General features: G+C 53.2%; 18 protein-coding genes. 9 read left to right on the top strand and 9 right to left on the bottom strand.

The genetic code is table 11. From position 1 onward, the window contains the following. Position 1 precedes the first annotated feature (1 nt). Positions 2–997, bottom strand: coding sequence for a glyceraldehyde-3-phosphate dehydrogenase (gene gapA / locus OGY67_RS13605; protein WP_003030697.1), 996 nt, complete (start codon positions 995–997; stop codon positions 2–4). Between the two features lie 341 nt (positions 998–1,338). On the opposite strand from gapA, the gene msrB reads away from it, so the two are divergent. Then, a complete protein-coding gene (gene msrB / locus OGY67_RS13610; protein WP_003832475.1) occupies positions 1,339–1,752 on the top strand; it encodes a peptide-methionine (R)-S-oxide reductase MsrB in 414 nt (137 codons plus the stop codon). Positions 1,753–1,794: 42 nt separating this feature from the next. Then, positions 1,795–2,070, top strand: coding sequence for a YeaC family protein (locus OGY67_RS13615; protein ID WP_003030693.1), 276 nt, complete (start codon positions 1,795–1,797; stop codon positions 2,068–2,070). Positions 2,071–2,114: 44 nt separating this feature from the next. Here OGY67_RS13615 and yajD read toward each other — a convergent pair whose 3' ends face one another. From yajD to ansA, 4 genes are all read right to left on the bottom strand, one after another. After that, positions 2,115–2,459 (bottom strand): HNH nuclease YajD, encoded by a 345-nt coding sequence (yajD, locus tag OGY67_RS13620; protein ID WP_003832478.1) that lies wholly within the window; start codon positions 2,457–2,459, stop codon positions 2,115–2,117. A 93-nt stretch (positions 2,460–2,552) separates the two neighbouring features. Continuing rightward, entirely contained in the window at positions 2,553–3,806 is a 1,254-nt protein-coding gene (chiD, locus tag OGY67_RS13625; protein WP_286574054.1) for a chitinase ChiD, read from the bottom strand. A 258-nt stretch (positions 3,807–4,064) separates the two neighbouring features. Beyond that, positions 4,065–4,703: a bifunctional nicotinamidase/pyrazinamidase gene (pncA, locus tag OGY67_RS13630; protein ID WP_462561880.1), complete on the bottom strand. Its 639-nt coding sequence runs from the start codon at positions 4,701–4,703 to the stop codon at positions 4,065–4,067. A 14-nt stretch (positions 4,704–4,717) separates the two neighbouring features. After that, complete coding sequence (gene ansA, locus OGY67_RS13635; protein WP_003832492.1) at positions 4,718–5,734, bottom strand: asparaginase; 1,017 nt, start codon at positions 5,732–5,734, stop codon at positions 4,718–4,720. A 237-nt stretch (positions 5,735–5,971) separates the two neighbouring features. Here ansA and OGY67_RS13640 point away from each other — a divergent pair, with 237 nt between their 5' ends. Beyond that, entirely contained in the window at positions 5,972–7,039 is a 1,068-nt protein-coding gene (locus tag OGY67_RS13640; RefSeq protein ID WP_286574056.1) for a GlxA family transcriptional regulator, read from the top strand. 35 nt (positions 7,040–7,074) lie between these two features. Here the strand turns inward: OGY67_RS13640 and sppA are convergent, their stop codons facing one another. Beyond that, entirely contained in the window at positions 7,075–8,931 is a 1,857-nt protein-coding gene (gene sppA, locus OGY67_RS13645) for a signal peptide peptidase SppA (RefSeq protein WP_008784539.1), read from the bottom strand. A 175-nt stretch (positions 8,932–9,106) separates the two neighbouring features. Between sppA and OGY67_RS13650 the strand changes: the two genes are divergently transcribed. The 3 genes from OGY67_RS13650 to topB all read left to right on the top strand — a co-directional run bounded on the left by OGY67_RS13650 (position 9,107) and on the right by topB (position 12,769). Continuing rightward, a complete protein-coding gene (locus tag OGY67_RS13650) occupies positions 9,107–9,658 on the top strand; it encodes an NAD(P)H nitroreductase (protein WP_008784540.1) in 552 nt (183 codons plus the stop codon). A 116-nt stretch (positions 9,659–9,774) separates the two neighbouring features. Then, positions 9,775–10,818, top strand: a complete 1,044-nt coding sequence (selD, locus tag OGY67_RS13655; protein ID WP_003832497.1) for a selenide, water dikinase SelD — start codon at positions 9,775–9,777, stop codon at positions 10,816–10,818. A gap of 4 nt (positions 10,819–10,822) precedes the next feature. Then, positions 10,823–12,769, top strand: coding sequence for a DNA topoisomerase III (gene topB / locus OGY67_RS13660; protein ID WP_032934436.1), 1,947 nt, complete (start codon positions 10,823–10,825; stop codon positions 12,767–12,769). Positions 12,770–12,857: 88 nt separating this feature from the next. Here topB and gdhA read toward each other — a convergent pair whose 3' ends face one another. After that, complete coding sequence (gene gdhA, locus OGY67_RS13665; RefSeq protein ID WP_003832501.1) at positions 12,858–14,201, bottom strand: NADP-specific glutamate dehydrogenase; 1,344 nt, start codon at positions 14,199–14,201, stop codon at positions 12,858–12,860. 252 nt (positions 14,202–14,453) lie between these two features. On the opposite strand from gdhA, the gene OGY67_RS13670 reads away from it, so the two are divergent. After that, positions 14,454–14,714, top strand: coding sequence for a YnjH family protein (locus OGY67_RS13670; RefSeq protein WP_170974251.1), 261 nt, complete (start codon positions 14,454–14,456; stop codon positions 14,712–14,714). On the opposite strand, the gene OGY67_RS13675 is transcribed toward OGY67_RS13670, so the two are convergent. Continuing rightward, the gene (locus tag OGY67_RS13675; protein ID WP_286574070.1) at positions 14,674–15,087 is read right to left on the bottom strand and encodes a pyrimidine (deoxy)nucleoside triphosphate diphosphatase; all 414 of its coding nucleotides are present in this window, start codon (positions 15,085–15,087) and stop codon (positions 14,674–14,676) included. The two genes, OGY67_RS13670 and OGY67_RS13675, sit on opposite strands and share 41 nt — an antisense overlap. A 79-nt stretch (positions 15,088–15,166) precedes the next feature. Here OGY67_RS13675 and OGY67_RS13680 point away from each other — a divergent pair, with 79 nt between their 5' ends. After that, complete coding sequence (locus OGY67_RS13680; protein ID WP_286574057.1) at positions 15,167–15,736, top strand: carboxymuconolactone decarboxylase family protein; 570 nt, start codon at positions 15,167–15,169, stop codon at positions 15,734–15,736. Continuing rightward, positions 15,729–16,352, top strand: a complete 624-nt coding sequence (locus OGY67_RS13685) for a CDP-alcohol phosphatidyltransferase family protein (RefSeq protein WP_008784544.1) — start codon at positions 15,729–15,731, stop codon at positions 16,350–16,352. Before OGY67_RS13680 ends, OGY67_RS13685 begins: the two co-directional genes overlap by 8 nt. Before the next feature lie 100 nt (positions 16,353–16,452). On the opposite strand, the gene OGY67_RS13690 is transcribed toward OGY67_RS13685, so the two are convergent. Then, on the bottom strand, positions 16,453–17,760 hold the full coding sequence (locus tag OGY67_RS13690) for a sulfurtransferase (protein ID WP_286574058.1): 1,308 nt from the start codon (positions 17,758–17,760) through the stop codon (positions 16,453–16,455). Positions 17,761–17,794 lie beyond the last annotated feature (34 nt).

Consider the following 17,794-nt stretch of genomic DNA (forward strand, 5'->3'; position numbering starts at 1 on the left):
CTTATTTGGAGATGTGAGCAATCAGGTCCAGAACTTTGTTGGAGTAGCCGGTTTCGTTGTCGTACCAGGATACCAGTTTCACGAAGTTGTCGTTCAGTGCGATACCAGCTTTAGCATCGAACACGGAAGTGCAAACTTCACCGTTGAAATCGGTAGATACTACGTCGTCTTCGGTGTAACCCAGAACGCCTTTCATCGGGCCTTCGGAAGCAGCTTTGATTGCTTTCTTAATTTCTTCGTAAGAAGCAGCTTTTTCCAGACGAACGGTCAGGTCAACAACGGATACGTTCGGGGTAGGAACGCGGAACGCCATACCAGTCAGTTTGCCGTTCAGTTCTGGCAGTACTTTACCTACAGCTTTAGCTGCACCGGTAGAGGACGGGATGATGTTCTGGGATGCGCCGCGGCCGCCGCGCCAGTCTTTGTGAGACGGGCCATCAACGGTTTTCTGAGTAGCGGTGGTCGCGTGAACAGTAGTCATCAGACCTTCGATGATGCCGAAGTTGTCGTTGATAACTTTAGCCAGCGGAGCCAGGCAGTTAGTGGTGCAGGAAGCGTTAGAAACGATGTCCTGACCTTCGTATTTGTCAAAGTTAGCGCCTTTAACAAACATCGGAGTGTTATCTTTGGACGGACCAGTCAGAACCACTTTTTTCGCGCCAGCAGTGATGTGCTTACGAGCGGTTTCATCTGTCAGGAACAGGCCAGTAGCTTCAGCTACTACGTCAACACCAACTTCGTCCCATTTCAGGTTAGCCGGATCACGTTCAGCGGTAACACGGATTTTTTTACCGTTTACGATCAGATGACCGTCTTTCACTTCAACGGTACCGTTGAAACGGCCGTGAGTGGAGTCATATTTCAGCATGTAAGCCATGTAGTCAGCGTCTAACAGGTCGTTGATTGCAACGATCTCGATGTCAGAGCGTTCTTGAGCAGCACGGAAAACAATGCGACCGATACGGCCAAAACCGTTGATACCTACTTTGATAGTCATATATTCCACCAGCTATTTGTTAGTGAATAAAAGGTTGCCTGTAAAATTACAAAAACCTTACGCAGCGTCAAGCGGAATCGTGTCAATCATTGCGACAAATCAATCTGCTGCCTAAGCTTTGCGCAACTGACTCGCCTCACTCTTCCTTTGGGCTTGAAACCACATGGGGTCGGCGGCCCGAATTTTAAAGGGCAATCAAGATAAAAACGTGATTCTGATCACGAATTACAGGCTGCCATTTCGCAAGGATCAAGTTTAGAACAAAAGTTCGCACTCCGGTGTTAATGTTTTGTTAGAATCTGTCTCGCGATGTGAGTTTAGATAAAGCGAGATGTGAGCAAATGGCTAATCAACCTTCTCCAGAAGAACTGAAAAAAAATTTAACCGAAATGCAGTTCTATGTGACGCAGAATCACGGGACAGAACCGCCATTTACCGGACGTTTGCTACATAACAAACGTGACGGCATCTACCACTGTTTGATCTGCGATAATCCGCTATTTCGTTCCGAGACAAAATATGACTCTGGCTGCGGTTGGCCCAGCTTTTACGAGCCTGTCAGCGATGAGGCTATCCGTTACATAAAAGATACGTCACACGGCATGCAGCGCATTGAAATCCGCTGCGGAAACTGTGATGCACACCTGGGACACGTCTTCCCGGATGGCCCGAAACCTACCGGTGAACGGTACTGCGTTAACTCAGCGTCTTTGAACTTCACCGATGGTGAAAACGGTGAGCAAACCAAGGGTTGAAGAAACGATTCAGCAAATTATTCTACGGAGAGTGGATTTAACATGAATCTTGATGAGATGATCAACAGCATGACGCCGGAAGTTTATCAGCGCTTATCGACTGCCGTTGAACTCGGAAAATGGCCGGATGGCGTAGCGCTAACGGCAGAACAAAAAGAGAATAGCTTACAGCTGGTGATGTTATGGCAGGCGCGAAACAATATTGACGCGCAGCATATGACGATTGATACCAACGGTGAGATGGTGATGAAGAGCAAGCAGCAGTTGAAGGTTGAGTTTGGTATTACGCCAGAACCGATTGCGACGTTTAAATCCTGATTACCCAGGCCCGGCAAATATCTGTGTCGGGCCTGCAGTTGATGTTATTTCTTGTTCATCATCGCCTTCAGATCGGCGAACGGGTTGTATTTCGCTTCGCCTACGGCCTTTTGCGCATCTTCTCCTGCAACCACCGTTGAACCATACTGGTCCGCTTCCGTATATTTGGAATGCTCGTGATCGTGGCAGTACAGGCACAACATTTCCCAGTTGCTACCATCTTCCGGGTTATTCGAGTGATCGTGATCGATATGGTGTACCGTCAACTCGCGCAAATTTGAATACACGAACTCACGGGAACAGCGTCCGCAGACCCAGGGAAAGAGTTTAAGCGCCTTTTCCCGGTAACCGACTTCCAGACGGGCGTAATTTTTAGGGATAAAAGCCATAAAAGCGCATGCCTCCAGTAGAAATGAAGAGCTGCGCCAAAAGCTGGCGCAGCGGAATGCGCTAATCATAACCTATTGTGTCAGGCGTTGGGATCAGTGTTTGATGCCTAACGAATCGGCTAACTGCTTCGCCAACTGATTATTGTCATCTGCGCCATACTCCCAGAACATAGCGCCTGCCAACCCTTTGCTTTTGATGTAGTCGGCTTTGATCGCCACCGAACGCGGGTTTTCATAGGAGAGGGCAAAGAGTTTTTTTCCATCCGCAGATTGTACCGACAGCCACGGCACTTTCGCTTCATCATCCCAATGTTGGCTAAAGCGTTTTTGCGGATCGTTGATCAACTTCGCCACGATATCGTTGTACTTCACGTAGGTGTCTTTGCTCAGGTCGACGCCCAGTGATTTGAACAACTCAATTTGAGCTGACTCGAAATAGGGCTGGGTAGCCGGGTTTTTCTGCGCGTCAGGTTTGCTCCAGTCAATACCTGGCTCAACGGCGCGTTTTGGTACCCGTCCATAAAAGCCAATGCCCAGATTCATTTGACTCGGTTTCAGACCGGCGGCGAGATAGTTATTGACCACAAAATCGGCGCTGTACTTATCCGCCGTGGCGACCGTCGGCCATTGCGTCGAATCATACAGGTTCGAGTTGAAATATTGGGTGCCGTAAGCCATGTCATAGGTCATCAGGTTGATGTAGTCGAGCGATGGGGCAATGGCTTTTACATCCACCCAGCTTTTCGGACTTTCCGCATTCGCGCCCACGGCGATGGTCAGCAGTTTTTTATGCCCCAATGCGGCGCGCAGTTCTGTTAGCAGCGCGGTGAAGTTAGCGCGGTCAGCCGGTTGACTTTCAACCAGTCCCCAGGCGCCGTTAACCGGATATTCCCAGTCGAGATCGATGCCATCCAGACCATATTTCGCAATTATCTCCTGCGCAGACTGAATAAACACTGCGCGTGTTTCCTTCGTTGCTGCCGCGCCAGAGAATCCACGCGCTCCCCAACCGCCGACGGAAAGCAAAACTTTTAGGTTTGGATTTTGTTTACGCAGCTGTGGAATTTTCAGCAAATCATCCTGCACTTTCTGTGAAAGCCAAATCTGATGCAGTTTGCTGGCGTCTTTTAAGGCGTCATTGGTCTCGTCTTTTTCGTTGTTGTAGACAAGGCCAAACGAATAGTTGAGATGGGTTATCTGGCGAACATCCAGTTTATTGATGTCGCCACCGGGACCGGCAGTGACGTCGCCACCACCATTAAAGTAGCCAACTGACATCAGTGAACTGGCGGAAACAACGCTGGCGCAGAGCAGGGGTAATGCTGCCAACAAAGGCAATAGTTTCATCGGTGTTCCTCTTTGACATTTAAACAAGCAAACACGCCACGGAAATGGCGTGGCGAAAAAAACAGCACCCGCAGGTTAACAGTTTCATAACAGGAAAAATGCGAAGGGGTTCACGCCATGCTGGCGCAGCGGCAAACCAATTTTGGTAGGTTGTATTGGTTAGAGGAGTGCTGGTTGAAAGGGAGATGCGTATTAATCCGGCCTATAAATTTGCAAAAATGTGCAGTTTCAATCGACCGGATATAACGTTTTAAAGCATTAGCGCTGGGTTTCCAGCCAGTCGTCCAACGTATACAGCGTTGCGCCCGCAGCCGCCATTTCCATAAAGGCGTTTGCACTGTCCTGGGGGTGAATATTAACGCCACGGCAGCCGTCGGTTATAACGCTGACGGTGTAGCCAAGATCGAGCGCATCCAGTACGGTGAATTTGACGCAATAGTCGGTAGCCAGACCCATGATGATGAGCTCGGCAATGCGGTGTTCGAGTAGCCATGCATTCAGCGCGGTTGCCTGACGACGACCGTTATCAAAAAAAGCACTGTAGCTATCGACCAGCGGGTTCTCACCTTTAGTGAACGTTTGAGTTATCGCACGCTGGTTCAGCAGCGGATGCAGGGCAGCACCTTCGCTGTTTTGTACGCAATGATCGGGCCAGAACGTCTGCGCCAGGCCATCGAGTTGTCCCAGGCTGTAGGGCTCGACCTGATGCTGGCTGGCAAAACTACCGTGATTCTCCGGGTGCCAGTCCAGACTGGCAACGACCGTGTCGCCGCGTATGGCACACCAGTCAATCAGGCGGTTGGCGATATCGATCGTGCTGTCACCTTGTGGGACCGCGAGGGCACCACCGGCACAAAAGTCATTTTGTAAATCGACCAACAGTAAGGCTCGGGCCATGGGCATAGACTCCTTTAATCGTCAGGCGTGAGCTCACCACGCAGATTTTGCGTCATTGCTTCACGAATTGTCTGCGTATCCAGTCCCTGACTCAGCAAATAGTGCAGTTTGGTGAGAGTGGCTTCGACGGTCATATCCGCGCCGCCAATCACGCCAGCATGCGCCAGCGCATTCCCTGTCGCGTAGCCCCCCATGTTCACCTTGCCGGACATACACTGCGTAAGGTTCACCACCACAATGCCACGCGAGCTCGCATCTTCAAGTTCTTTCAGGAACTCTTTATTCTGCGGCGCATTGCCCACGCCGTAGGAGCGCAAAATTAATGCTTTTACCGGCTGGCGCAGGAAGTTGCGTACTACATCAGCGGAGATCCCAGGATAAATAGTGACCACGCCAATCGGTTGCGGAGTGATAGGATGGACAATCAACTCACCTGTGCCGTGAGGTGCGGGCGGTGTTCCCAGCCGACGAATGTGGATCCCGGCTTCCAGCAGTGGTGCAAGGTTGGGTGAGGCAAACGCGTCAAAACCATCAGCATGCGCTTTAGTGGTCCGGTTACCGCGAAACAGTCGGTTGTTGAAAAACAGGGTCACTTCATTGATCGGATAATTTGCTGCAACGTACAACGCATTCAGCAAATTGATTTGTCCGTCAGAACGTAGCTCTGCTAATGGGATTTGTGACCCTGTCACAATGACTGGCTTGCCCAGATTCTCCAGCATAAATGAGAGCGCCGAAGCCGTAAACGCCATGGTGTCAGTGCCGTGCAGAATGACAAAACCATCGTAATCGTCGTAGTGCGCTTTAATGTCTTCAGCAATATGCTGCCAGTCTTCTGGCGTCATGTCTGAGGAATCCATCAGCGGGACGTATTCGTGGATGGTGAAGTCTGGCATCTCTGGGCGGTGGAATTCAGGCATTAGTGCCAGCTGACGCTGGAGATGACCGGAAACAGGAATATAACCCTGTTCTGAGCGCTGCATACCAATGGTACCGCCGGTATAGGCAACGTAAATCGATTTCTTTTGCATGGGCGTCACAGGTTAAGTTGTGCATAAACAGGCGCAGTATAAAGTCCCCCCTGAAAAAATACAGTGCAAATGACGCATACCTGCCATCCGATCAATATGTCATTTATGTTCAGTGCCTTGTCCCGTTTGTTCAGTGTGGTTTTGCACCCTCGGCCCTACAGTAGCAGCCTTGCTTTTTGGATATAGCGATTGCCGTTATCATGTTTCGTCCTAATGACAATACGCATGGAGCCTGAAGTGAAGAAAGACCTGAGAATTTTTCAGACAGGCGAGTGGGCGGATGGAGACATCATTACGGCTATCGATGCGAGTCAGACAGAGACACCGCGCAGACCACAGTTGAATGTCGGCATTCTTCTGTGGCCGGAATTTCCTCTGCTGGCGCTGGCGGGGTTAACCGATGCGTTACGTCATGCGGCGGATATGGGGGATGATAGCCAGAAAATTCGCTGCTCCTGGCGTCTGATGAGCGCTACACCAGACCGACCTGTTCTAAGCAGTTCAGGAATGGCGATGATGCCGGATAGCGCATTCGTTGCACCGGAACAATTTGATTATGTGGTGGTGATTGGCGGCTTGCTGCGCAGTATGGCGAAAGCCGATCGGGCCGCGCGACGTTACCTGCATCTTGCGCATCAGCTCAACATTCCGCTGGTAGGTATCTGCACGGGCAGCTTTGTTCTGGCGCAAGAAGGTTTCCTCAATGGGCTGATGGCGGCGATTCATCCCTGGCATCTGAATGATTTTAAAACGCAATTTCCTCAGCTGGCTGCCCGTAGCGGGGTCGATTTTGTTGAGGAAAAAGGGATTCTGACATGTCCGGGGGGCATTTCGACGATAGGGCTGGCAACAGAGCTTATTCGCCGCCACTGTGGTCCCGACAGGGCGACAAAAGCCATCTTCCAGATGTCCGTCCCCAACCGCATAGACAGCACGTCAGTGGCGGTCTCCAGAGCGATAGGTTTTACCCACGTGAGCGACAGTCGGTTACGCAAAGCGGTCTTTTTAATTGAGCAAGGACTGGTAAAGCCCATTTCGACCCGTTGGCTGGCCGCTGAAGTCAACCTGAGCCCGCGACAGCTTACCCGGTTGTTTAACGCCGAGTTCGCCCAATCGCCGGGAGAGTTTATCCGACGTGCGCGTTTGCGTTATGCCCACTGGCTGCTAATGAATTCTGGAGAGAGCGTCACGGAGATTGCGCTGCGTCTGGGATTTAGCGACTGTGCGCACTTTATTCGTTTGTTTAGTCGGGAGTTTGGCTGTACGCCTGGAGATTGTCGCAGTACGCGACATCAGAATGCATAAAAAATGCTGCCCCGACTTGGGGCAGCATTGGCAGATTAGCGAACGTTGGCGCAGGTCAGGCAAAACGCATAGCGGTTTTGCGGATCGTTAAACGCGGCCAGCTTATCGCTCTCCGCTTTAACCGTACTCGCCGCAGAAGCGAGCGGCGCCGGGAGCATCGCCTGGATAGCTTCAGGCAGCATGGCACGAACGGAACCGGACATGCTATCCATCACCATATCAACGAATGTCGGTTCGTCCTGATAATACTCAATGTGCCATTGCTTCAGTTTGGCCAGCTCAGCCGCTTTCGCCACGGCGTCATCAAAATCACCCAGACTGTCTACCAGACCGTTGGCTTTCGCATCCTGGCCGGTCCAGACGTGGCCCTGCGCGATTTTGTCAATCTGCTCAGGTGTTGTCTTACGCGCATCGGCGACCAGCGTGATAAAGCGCTTATAGCCGTTCTCGATGCTCAGTTGCATCATTTGCTGCACTTCAGGTGGTAACGCTTTGGTGATGGAGATATCCGCCAGTGGGGATGTCGCCACGCCGTCGGTGTGTACACCAATGGAATCCAGACTGTTTTCCACAGTGTTGATCACACCAAAGATCCCGATTGAACCGGTCAGCGTGCTGGGGTTCGCCACAATGTAGCTTGCTGGGGTGGAGATCCAGTACCCGCCGGATGCCGCCATGCCCCCCATGGACACGACAACCGGCTTGCCTGCCGCTTTTGCCGCAGCCAGCTCAGCGCGAATGACTTCGGAAGCGCTGACGCTGCCGCCAGGGCTGTTCACGCGCAGCACAATTGCTTTCACTTTCGGATCAAGACGCGCTTCGCGGATCTGCGCGGCAGTCGTGTCACCGCCCACATTCCCAGGGGTTTCTTCACCGTCCATAATTGCGCCATTCGCGAAGACGACGCCAATGCTGTCCCCAGTATCCGCTGGCGTTTTCAGCGAGTAATCGTAATAGCTGACGGCGCGATAATTTTTATCCGCTTTGCTCCAGCCAAACTGTTTGGTCAGCATTTTTTCGACTTCGGCGCTGGAGGCCAGTGCATCCACCAGTTTGTTGTCGAGCGCATATTTCGCGGTATCACCATCGACTTTTGTCAAACCGTCCAGCATGGCCTGTGCGCCCGGGAACACCTGCTGAGCAGGGATCTGGCGGTTGGCAGCGACCGTGTCGAGATAGTTCTGCCACAGCTCGCCGATCCAGCGGCTGTCGGCCTCGCGCGCGGCAGGAGACATATCATCACGAATGAACGGTTCTACTGCAGACTTATAAGTCCCGACACGGAACACGTGCGTGGAAACTTTCAGCTTGTCGAGCAGGGACTTGTAGTACAAACCGTTGGTGGCAAAGCCGTGCAGATCAACGGAACCCTGCGGAGAGAGATAAATTTTATTGGCGAAACTGGCGAGGTAGTACTGCCCCTGGCTGAAGTTATCGCCCACGGCAAAGACCGGTTTGCCGCTGTCGCGGAATTCCCGCAGCGCTTTACCGATATACTGCATGGAAGGCTGGTCGGCCCCGGCAAAATTTTTCAGATCCATCACAATGCCGGTGATGTTGCGATCATCTTTTGCCTGGCGAATAGTATTCACGATATCGAACAGGGAGTTTTCCTGCAGACGATCGGAACTGGCGCCAAACAGCTGACGACCAATAACGCTTAAGCGACTGGTGCTCGAAGGCTTATCGACAATCACCCCCGAGATATCCAGCAGCAGTGCGCCTCGCTCAGCGTGTTCACTGGTATTGCTGCTGCTGACCTGCATCCAGATGCCCACGCCCACCAGCACCAAGAAGATGAAGAACAGGTTAAGCACAAATTCACGGACGAAATTGAGTAATCGCCATGTCCATTTAAAAAATCCGGCAATAAATCGCCACAGGGTTCGCATGTATTCTCCCTACCGATTAACAACACGCCATCCCGAAATTCCGGAGAAAGGCGATAAGATGAGGCTATCGTAATGACCCGACAGGCACTTGTCAGCAGGAATCACCGCCTGTGCTGTAACAAAATCCGCTCACGTGTTAATTTTGTGAACAAATCTCATTGTTGGAGTTAAGCAAATGGATGCACTCGAATTACTGATTACCCGTCGTAGCGCCTCTCGTCTCGTCGAGCCAGCCCCGACAGGAGAGCAGCTGCAAAACATTCTGCGTGCGGGAATGCGCGCGCCAGACCACAAAACGCTGCAACCGTGGCAATTCTTTGTCATTGAGGGCGAAGGGCGTGAGCGTTTTAGCGCGGTGCTTGAAAAAGGGGCGATTGCCGCAGGCAGTGACGAGAAAGCCCAGGAAAAAGCGCGCAGCGCACCGTTTCGCGCGCCGTTGATTATTACCGTGGTGGCGAAATGTGAAGAAAACGACAAGGTTCCTCTGTGGGAACAAGAAATGTCTGCCGGTTGTGCGGTGATGGCTATGCAGATGGCCGCAATTGCCCAGGGCTTTGGCGGTATCTGGCGCAGTGGTGCATTAACCGAAAGTGCGGTCGTTCGCGAAGCATTCGACTGTCGCCCGCAAGATAAAATCGTCGGTTTTCTCTATCTGGGCACACCGCAGCTAAAAGCATCCACGACGATTAACCTTGCCGATCCGAGCGCATTCGTCCGTTATTTCTGATATCAACGGCAAAACTGTCTGGATTCTGAGCAAAGACACCCGAATTCAGACAGTCACTCTTACCACATCATGGAATGAGCGCTACCATATCCGGATTGCAATGACAGGAGATGTCCATGAGCGAGCAAGCTATTCGTTTAACGCAATACAGCCACGGAGCCGGTTGCGGTTGTAAAATTTCCCCAAAAGTGCTGGAAACCATCCTGCACAGCGAGCAGGCGAAGTTTGTTGATCCGAACTTACTGGTGGGTAATGAAACCCGCGACGACGCGGCCGTATACGATCTGGGAAACGGCACCAGCGTTATCAGCACCACCGATTTCTTTATGCCGATTGTCGATAATCCGTTTGATTTTGGACGCATCGCCGCGACTAACGCCATCAGCGATATTTTCGCCATGGGCGGCAAACCGATTATGGCAATTGCTATTCTGGGCTGGCCGCTGGATAAACTGGCACCGGAAATCGCCCGCGAAGTCACCGAAGGCGGACGCTTTGCCTGCCGTCAGGCGGGTATTGCGCTGGCGGGCGGCCACTCTATTGATGCCCCAGAGCCTATCTTCGGCCTTGCGGTAACCGGCGTTGTGCCGACCGAACGCGTGAAGAAAAACAGCACCGCTGAGGCAGGGTGTAAGTTGTTCCTGACCAAGCCTCTGGGCATAGGTGTTCTGACAACCGCAGAGAAAAAATCACTGCTTAAGGAAGAACATAAAGGACTGGCGACAGAAGTGATGTGCCGGATGAACATTGCCGGTGCGGCATTCGCCGATATTGACGGCGTGAAAGCCATGACCGATGTTACCGGTTTTGGTCTGCTGGGGCATCTGAGTGAGATGTGCCAGGGCGCAGGCGTTCAGGCACAGATCGTCTACCAGGATATTCCTAAGCTGCCTGGCGTTGAAGAATACATCGCGCAGGGCGCGGTGCCGGGTGGTACCCAACGTAACTTTGCCAGCTACGGACACCTGATGGGTGAAATGCCGCAATCGGTACGTGATCTGCTGTGCGATCCGCAAACTTCCGGTGGTCTACTGCTGGCGGTAACGCCGGAAGCTGAAGCCGAAGTGAAAGCGGCAGCGGCGCAGTTCGGTATCGATCTCACCGCCATTGGTGAGTTAGTGGAAGCTCGTGGCGGTCGCGCCATGGTTGAGATTCGTTAACTCGATGCGGTTGTTTATTGCCGAAAAACCAAGTCTGGCGCGTGCTATCGCCGATGTGCTGCCGAAGCCGCATCGCAAAGGCGATGGTTTTATCGAATGCGGAAATGGACAAGTGGTGACCTGGTGTATTGGTCACCTGCTTGAACAGGCGCAGCCGGATGCCTACGACAGTCGTTATGCTCGCTGGAGTCTGGTCGATCTGCCGATTGTCCCTGAAAAGTGGCAACTGCAACCGCGCCCCTCGGTGACCAAACAGCTCAACGTCATTAAGCGCTTTTTGCATGAAGCCAGCGAAGTTATTCACGCCGGTGACCCCGATCGTGAAGGGCAACTGCTGGTGGATGAAGTGCTGGATTACCTGCAACTGGCGCCTGAAAAGCGCCAGAAGGTGCAGCGTTGCCTGATTAACGACCTCAACCCGCAGGCCGTTGAGCGGGCTATTGAGCGGTTGCGCGCCAACAGTGAGTTTATCCCGCTGTGCGTGTCGGCACTGGCGCGAGCGCGTGCGGACTGGTTGTACGGTATCAATATGACGCGCGCTTACACCATTCTTGGACGTAACGCGGGCTATCAGGGCGTACTTTCGGTCGGGCGCGTACAAACGCCGGTGCTTGGGCTGGTTGTGCGTCGCGATGAAGAGATAGAGAACTTCGTCGCCAAAGACTTCTTCGAAGTGAAAGCGCATATCGTAACGCCCGCCGATGAGCGGTTTACCGCTATCTGGCAGCCGAGCGAAGCGTGTGAGCCGTATCAGGATGAAGAAGGGCGCTTGCTGAACCGCACGCTGGCTGAACACGTGGTGAACCGCATTAACGGTCAACCGGCGATAGTCACCAGCTATAACGATAAACGGGAATCAGAATCCGCGCCGTTGCCGTTCTCGCTGTCTGCGTTGCAGATTGAAGCGGCGAAGCGCTTCGGTTTAAGTGCGCAAAACGTTCTGGATATCTGCCAGAAGCTGTATGAAACTCATAAGTTGATTACCTATCCGCGTTCGGATAGCCGTTATCTGCCGGAAGAACACTTTGCCGGACGTCATGCGGTACTGAACGCGATTAGCGTCCATGCGCCGGATCTGCTCCCGCAGCCGGCGGTCAATCCCGATACGCGAAATCGCTGTTGGGACGACAAAAAAGTGGATGCGCACCACGCCATCATTCCTACCGCGCGCAGTTCGTCCATCAATCTGAATGACAACGAAGCGAAAATTTACAACCTGATTGCCCGTCAGTATCTGATGCAATTTTGCGCAGATGCGGTATTCAGGAAGTGCGTCATTGAGCTGGACATCGCCAAAGGCAAGTTTGTCGCCAAAGCGCGTTTTCTGGCGGAAGCCGGATGGCGCACGCTGCTCGGCAACAAAGAGCGCGACGAAGATAATGACGGGACGCCGCTGCCGGTGGTGGCAAAAGATGACGAACTGCTATGCGAAAAAGGCGAAGTAGTTGAACGTCAGACCCAGCCCCCGCGGCACTTTACTGATGCAACTCTGCTGTCAGCGATGACCGGGATTGCGCGATTCGTGCAGGATAAAGATCTGAAAAAGATCCTGCGCGCAACGGATGGTTTAGGTACGGAAGCGACGCGCGCCGGAATTATCGAGCTGCTATTTAAGCGCGGGTTCCTGGTGAAAAAAGGACGTTATATCCATTCGACTGACGCGGGAAAAGCGCTGTTCCACTCGTTGCCAGAAATGGCGACGCGCCCGGACATGACAGCGCACTGGGAATCTATCCTGACCCAAATCAGCGAAAAGCAGTGTCGCTATCAGGATTTCATGCAGCCGCTGGTGGGGACGCTGTATCAGCTTATCGATCAGGCGCGCAGCACACCGGTACGACGCTTTCGTGGAATTGCTGCACCTGGCGGTAGTGGTAGCGATAAGAAAAAAAGCGCGCCGCGTAAACGTCCGGCGAAAAAAAGCCCGCCATCTGAAGAGGCGGGTCTGTAAGTTTGTAGGCCTGATAAGCATAGCGCATCAGGCTTAGCCGGATGCGGCACCTGTGCCTAATCCGGCCTACTGGCCTGCAGAGACAATATTAAATCACGCCCTGACCCAGCATCGCGTCGGCAACCTTCACGAAGCCCGCGATGTTGGCGCCACGTACGTAGTTGGTCTGCTTGCTTTCGCCGCCGTATTCAACGCAGGCATGGTGAATATCCAGCATGATGTGGTGCAGGCGCGCATCCACTTTCTCCGCTTTCCAGCCCAGACGAGCGGCGTTTTGCGCCATTTCCAAACCGGATGTCGCTACGCCACCGGCGTTGGCGGCTTTACCCGGTGCGAACAGTACGCCCGCTTCGAGGAACAGATCGGTGGCCTCGATAGTGGTCGGCATGTTTGCCCCTTCGGCGACAGCTTTCACGCCGTTGGCGATCAGTACGCGCGCTGCATCGACATCCAGTTCATTCTGAGTGGCGCACGGCAGGGCGATATCGACCGGAACCGACCACGGCTGTTTGCCTTCCAGATAGGTCAGGCCAAACTCACGGGCGTAATCCGCCACGCGACCGTCACGGCTGTCTTTGATCGCGCACAGACGCGCCAGTTTTTCTTTGGTAAATCCGCTTTCGTCAACTACGGTACCGCTGGAATCGGAGGCGGTAACTACTCGCGCGCCAAACTCCATGGCTTTCTCTATGGCGAATTGCGCTACGTTGCCGGAGCCAGAAACCGCCACGCGCATGCCTTCAAAGCCCAGACCATGGCGTTTGAGCATTGCTTCGGTGAAGTACACCAGACCGTAGCCGGTGGCTTCCGGGCGGATCAGGCTGCCGCCAAAAGAGAGACCTTTACCGGTAAAGACGCAGGCGCTGTTGTTGGACAGTTTTTTCATCATCCCGGCCATAAAGCCGACTTCACGACCACCCACGCCGATATCGCCCGCCGGGACGTCGGTATCAGGACCTAAATGGCGGAACAGTTCGGTCATCAGTGCCTGGCAGAAACGCATGATTTCGCCTTCGCTTTTACCTTTCGGATCGAAATCGCTCCCGCCTTTACCTCCGCCCATTGGCAGCGTGGTGAGGGCGTTCTTAAAGGTCTGCTCGAAACCCAGGAATTTCAGGATCGACAGGTTCACGGAAGGGTGGAAACGCATACCGCCTTTGTACGGGCCAATGGCAGAGCTAAACTGTACGCGCCACGCGCGGTTTACCTGCACCTGATTGCGATCGTCCAGCCAAACTACGCGGAACTGGATCACGCGCTCCGGTTCAACCAGACGTTCCAGCAACGACATCTGACGATAACGCGGGTTCTGCTCAAGAAAGGGCCACAGCGTCGTCATTACCTCACGAACGGCTTGCGCGAACTCGGTTTGATTCGGGTCGCGCTTTTGCACATGGTTGAGAAATGACTCCAGAGAACATGTCTGATCCATAGATATAAGAACCTCTTATGTATTGATATGGTTATATTTTTGATATTTATGTTATGTGTTGTGCAGTTTTTGACTATACCATCAGCAGTGTGACGTGACGCAAGAAAAAATTAACCCCGCTAAGTAAATTAATATTGCGCCGTGGGTCATAACCAAAAGCGATGATGGAAGGGACTAAAGTTTCTGCCGATTTATACCGTTATACTGAGCATAAATGTCAGTTAAAAAGGAAAGACAATGCGCCGTTTAATCATGGCAGGAGCGTTGGTACTGGTGTCCAGCGCGACGCTGGCAAATCAGCTTTATCGCCCGGATGTGCAGGTGAATGTACCGCCGGAAGTGTTCAGTTCCAGCGGTCAGCGGGCTCAGCCCTGTAGCCAGTGCTGTATTTATCAGGATCAAAACTACTCTGAAGGGGCGGTGATTAAAGCCGATGGCGTTCTGTTGCAGTGCCAGCGCGATGATAAAACGATCAGCACGAATCCGCTGGTCTGGCGGCGCGTAAAAGGATAAACGCCTCTAACAGCGGGATATCGGCGGGTGCCAGTGGATAACGCAGCGCCTCTTCAGGTGAGCACCAGACGATATCCTGATGTTCATGCGCTCTAAGTTCCCCTTGATACGAAGGCACATGCCAGGCATGCAGGTGAATCAATCGGCCTGAAACCTCGCGTTGATGACTGGCAATGTAGCGCCCCACGACCGCCTCAATACCCAACTCTTCACGCAGTTCGCGGATCAGCGCCTCGGGCTGACTTTCGCCCAGCTCAACCTTACCGCCGGCAAACTCCCACATGCCTGACTGATCCGCATGCAGCGGACGCTGAGCCAGTAAAATTTTGCCATCACGTTCAATGATAGCGGCGACCACGTCGAGGGTTTTCATCATATTCATCAAGATCTAACAGCAGAAAATGACATACTATCGTTATCTTTGTTTTATCTAAAGTATTCAGGAGTCACCGTTGAACGAACCTCAGTCGTGGGTAAAGCCGTTAACGCGTATCCCTTCCAGTTTAAAACCGCTCGTTGCCACGCAGAAAAAACATTATGGCGATGTGCTGCATCCAACGCGCTGGTGGGGGCGGATGCCGTTTCTGTTCTGGCTGGTGGCGCTGTTTGTCGGGTTTCTGGAGCGTAAAAAGGCGCGCTTAACGCCGGTGATGCGCGCGCTGTTGATGACCCGCGTTTCTCAGGTCTGCCACTGCGCTTTCTGTATTGATGCGAATAGTTTACGGCTGGCAGAACGCTGTGGCGCGCTGGATAAAGTCATGCAGGTTGCCAACTGGCAAGATTCGACGCTGTTTAGCGTTGAAGAACGCGTAGCGCTGGCCTATGCCGATGCGGTTACCGCAACGCCTCCACAGGTTGACGATGCGCTGAAAGTGCAGATGAAGCAGCATTTTACCGATGATGCCATTACGGAAATGACCGCGCTGATTGCGTTTCAAAATCTCTCGGCGCGTTTTAATGCCGCTCTCGATATTCCCTCGCAGGGACTGTGCGACAGTTTTAAAGGACGCCCGCATGCTTGACCGCCATCTTCATCCACGATTAAAACCGCTGTTGCATCGGTGCGTAGGTATTATTGATAAACCGGCGATTACCCCGGACGGACTTACGCTGGTTGGATTTGCCATTGGCGTGCTGGCGTTGCCATTTCTGGCGTTAGGCTGGTATCTGGCGGCGCTGGTGGCCATTGTGCTCAATCGGTTGTTTGACGGACTGGATGGGGCGCTGGCACGGCGCAGAGGGCTCTCCGACGCGGGGGGATTTCTCGATATCTCGCTCGATTTTTTATTTTACGCCCTTGTGCCGTTTGGTTTTATTCTTGCCGCTCCGGCGCAGAATGCGCTGGCAGGCAGTTGGCTGTTGTTCGCGTTTATTGGCACCGGTAGCAGCTTTCTGGCCTTCGCCGCACTGGCAGCGAAACATCAGATCGATAACCCCGGTTACGCGCATAAATCGTTTTATTATCTTGGCGGGCTGACCGAAGGAACTGAGACAATTTTGCTGTTTGTGTTGGGGTGTCTGTTCCCGGACTATTTTGCCGTGCTGGCGTGGGTCTTTGGCGCGCTGTGCTGGATGACAACGTTCACCCGGATCTGGAGCGGATATCTGACGCTGAAAACCGTTCAGCGTCAGGCGTAAGGTAATGCGTTGCCGGATGCGCTTCGCTTATCCGGCTTACAACGATGATATATCCAGGCTGGGTAAAGCGTTCTCGCCGCATCCGGCAATAATGCCAGTCTTACTTGCTGGCGTCCGGACCCCGTTCACCGCTGGCGACCGGGTTTTTCGGATTGCTGCTCCACTCGTACCAGCCACCATCGTAAACAGAGACGTTTTTCCAGCCCATCGCGCGGGCATACATAAACGTTTCTGAAGCACGCCAGCCGGTACCGCAATAGAAAGAGACCTGTTGATTCGGCAGGATATTCCATTGCTTCCACATGGCGGCGATGTCATCCGCGCTGCGCATGGTGCCATCCGGGTTATGGAAATCTTCCATGTGGGTGGAGTCGCTGCCCGCGTGGCCCCAACGCGCGCCTGCGATCTCACCTTTTGGCTTAATGTAGCTGTAACCGCTGGTGGTACCGACAAATTCCGGCCATGAACGAATGCTCACCAAAGATGCATCCTGGCGATGCAGCAGACCGCGCGCCTGTTCCATATCCAGCATAAGCTGCGGCTGGGCAGGGATTTTCACGCCGAAATCAGGCTCTGGTTTCACCGTTGGCGGAGTGCCGCGTTCGACCGGTAAACCTGAGTCGGACCAGGTTTGCCAACCGCCGTCGAGCAGACGAACGTCTTTCACGCCTGCGTACAGCATAATTTGCGCCACGCGAGCGGCGGCATAGACATCGCGGCCGTATAAAATTACCGTGGTGTCGTGGCGGATACCGTGTTTCGCCAGCATCGCTTTAAGCTGCTCGTCGGAAACTTTATTCCACAGCGGTTCGCTTTCAACTTCATTGGTATCAATGTAGCCCGCGCCGGGGATGTGGCTGAGCAGATACAACTTCGGCGCGCCCCAGGCGGCTTCAATCACTTTCCAGTTACCCGCAGGTTTGGCAGTCACGTCTTTACCCTGCTGAAGATTGTGCAGCCACTGTGGGTAGACCAACTGTTCGAAGTGCGGCAGACGTTGCAGACGCGCAGGATCTGTCAGCGCATCGCTGAGGGTTGAAATCTGGTTAAAGCCAACTTTTTGCAGACGGGATTTAACGGCCTGCATGTCGTTATCACTGCCATACAGCGCCACCGGAGCGTCGGTCTTAAGTTGATGTGACTTAACCCAGGCGCTGAGTTGTTCATCATTCATCTTGTCGAGCCAGGCGGCAGACAGGTTCAGTGCGGAAGGTTCGTGTCCTGAAGGACCATTGAGCGATTGTGGCCAGCCGTTGTAAAAAGCGCTCTGACGGGTATCGATCGCCGCGCCTTGCTTTTGCTGTAACTGGTTGAGGGTGAGCGTCTGTGCTGTTTCAGCAGCCCAGGAAGAAGCGCAAGCGAGCCCTAAAGCCAGTGCCAGCGCGGTCATTTGAGAAACACGTTTCATCGAATAGCCCGACGTTGAAAAAAAGAAGACGACA

Origin of the sequence: Citrobacter sp. Cpo015 (assembly GCF_030333035.1) — a bacterium.
Classification (GTDB): domain Bacteria; phylum Pseudomonadota; class Gammaproteobacteria; order Enterobacterales; family Enterobacteriaceae; genus Citrobacter; species Citrobacter portucalensis.

Bases quoted from the DNA above. Each gene is read 5' to 3' on its own strand.
- yajD (WP_003832478.1), bottom strand. From the start codon at position 2,459: ATGGCTTTTATCCCTAAAAATTACGCCCGTCTGGAAGTCGGTTACCGG.
- selD (WP_003832497.1), top strand. From the start codon at position 9,775: ATGAGCGAGCAAGCTATTCGTTTAACGCAATACAGCCACGGAGCCGGT.
- ansA (WP_003832492.1), bottom strand. From the start codon at position 5,734: ATGCAAAAGAAATCGATTTACGTTGCCTATACCGGCGGTACCATTGGT.
- sppA (WP_008784539.1), bottom strand. From the start codon at position 8,931: ATGCGAACCCTGTGGCGATTTATTGCCGGATTTTTTAAATGGACATGG.
- gdhA (WP_003832501.1), bottom strand. From the start codon at position 14,201: ATGGATCAGACATGTTCTCTGGAGTCATTTCTCAACCATGTGCAAAAG.
- OGY67_RS13685 (WP_008784544.1), top strand. From the start codon at position 15,729: ATGCTTGACCGCCATCTTCATCCACGATTAAAACCGCTGTTGCATCGG.
- OGY67_RS13650 (WP_008784540.1), top strand. From the start codon at position 9,107: ATGGATGCACTCGAATTACTGATTACCCGTCGTAGCGCCTCTCGTCTC.
- msrB (WP_003832475.1), top strand. From the start codon at position 1,339: ATGGCTAATCAACCTTCTCCAGAAGAACTGAAAAAAAATTTAACCGAA.
- pncA (WP_462561880.1), bottom strand. From the start codon at position 4,703: ATGGCCCGAGCCTTACTGTTGGTCGATTTACAAAATGACTTTTGTGCC.
- OGY67_RS13690 (WP_286574058.1), bottom strand. From the start codon at position 17,760: ATGAAACGTGTTTCTCAAATGACCGCGCTGGCACTGGCTTTAGGGCTC.
- OGY67_RS13615 (WP_003030693.1), top strand. From the start codon at position 1,795: ATGAATCTTGATGAGATGATCAACAGCATGACGCCGGAAGTTTATCAG.
- topB (WP_032934436.1), top strand. From the start codon at position 10,823: ATGCGGTTGTTTATTGCCGAAAAACCAAGTCTGGCGCGTGCTATCGCC.
- OGY67_RS13675 (WP_286574070.1), bottom strand. From the start codon at position 15,087: ATGAAAACCCTCGACGTGGTCGCCGCTATCATTGAACGTGATGGCAAA.
- OGY67_RS13670 (WP_170974251.1), top strand. From the start codon at position 14,454: ATGGCAGGAGCGTTGGTACTGGTGTCCAGCGCGACGCTGGCAAATCAG.
- gapA (WP_003030697.1), bottom strand. From the start codon at position 997: ATGACTATCAAAGTAGGTATCAACGGTTTTGGCCGTATCGGTCGCATT.
- chiD (WP_286574054.1), bottom strand. From the start codon at position 3,806: ATGAAACTATTGCCTTTGTTGGCAGCATTACCCCTGCTCTGCGCCAGC.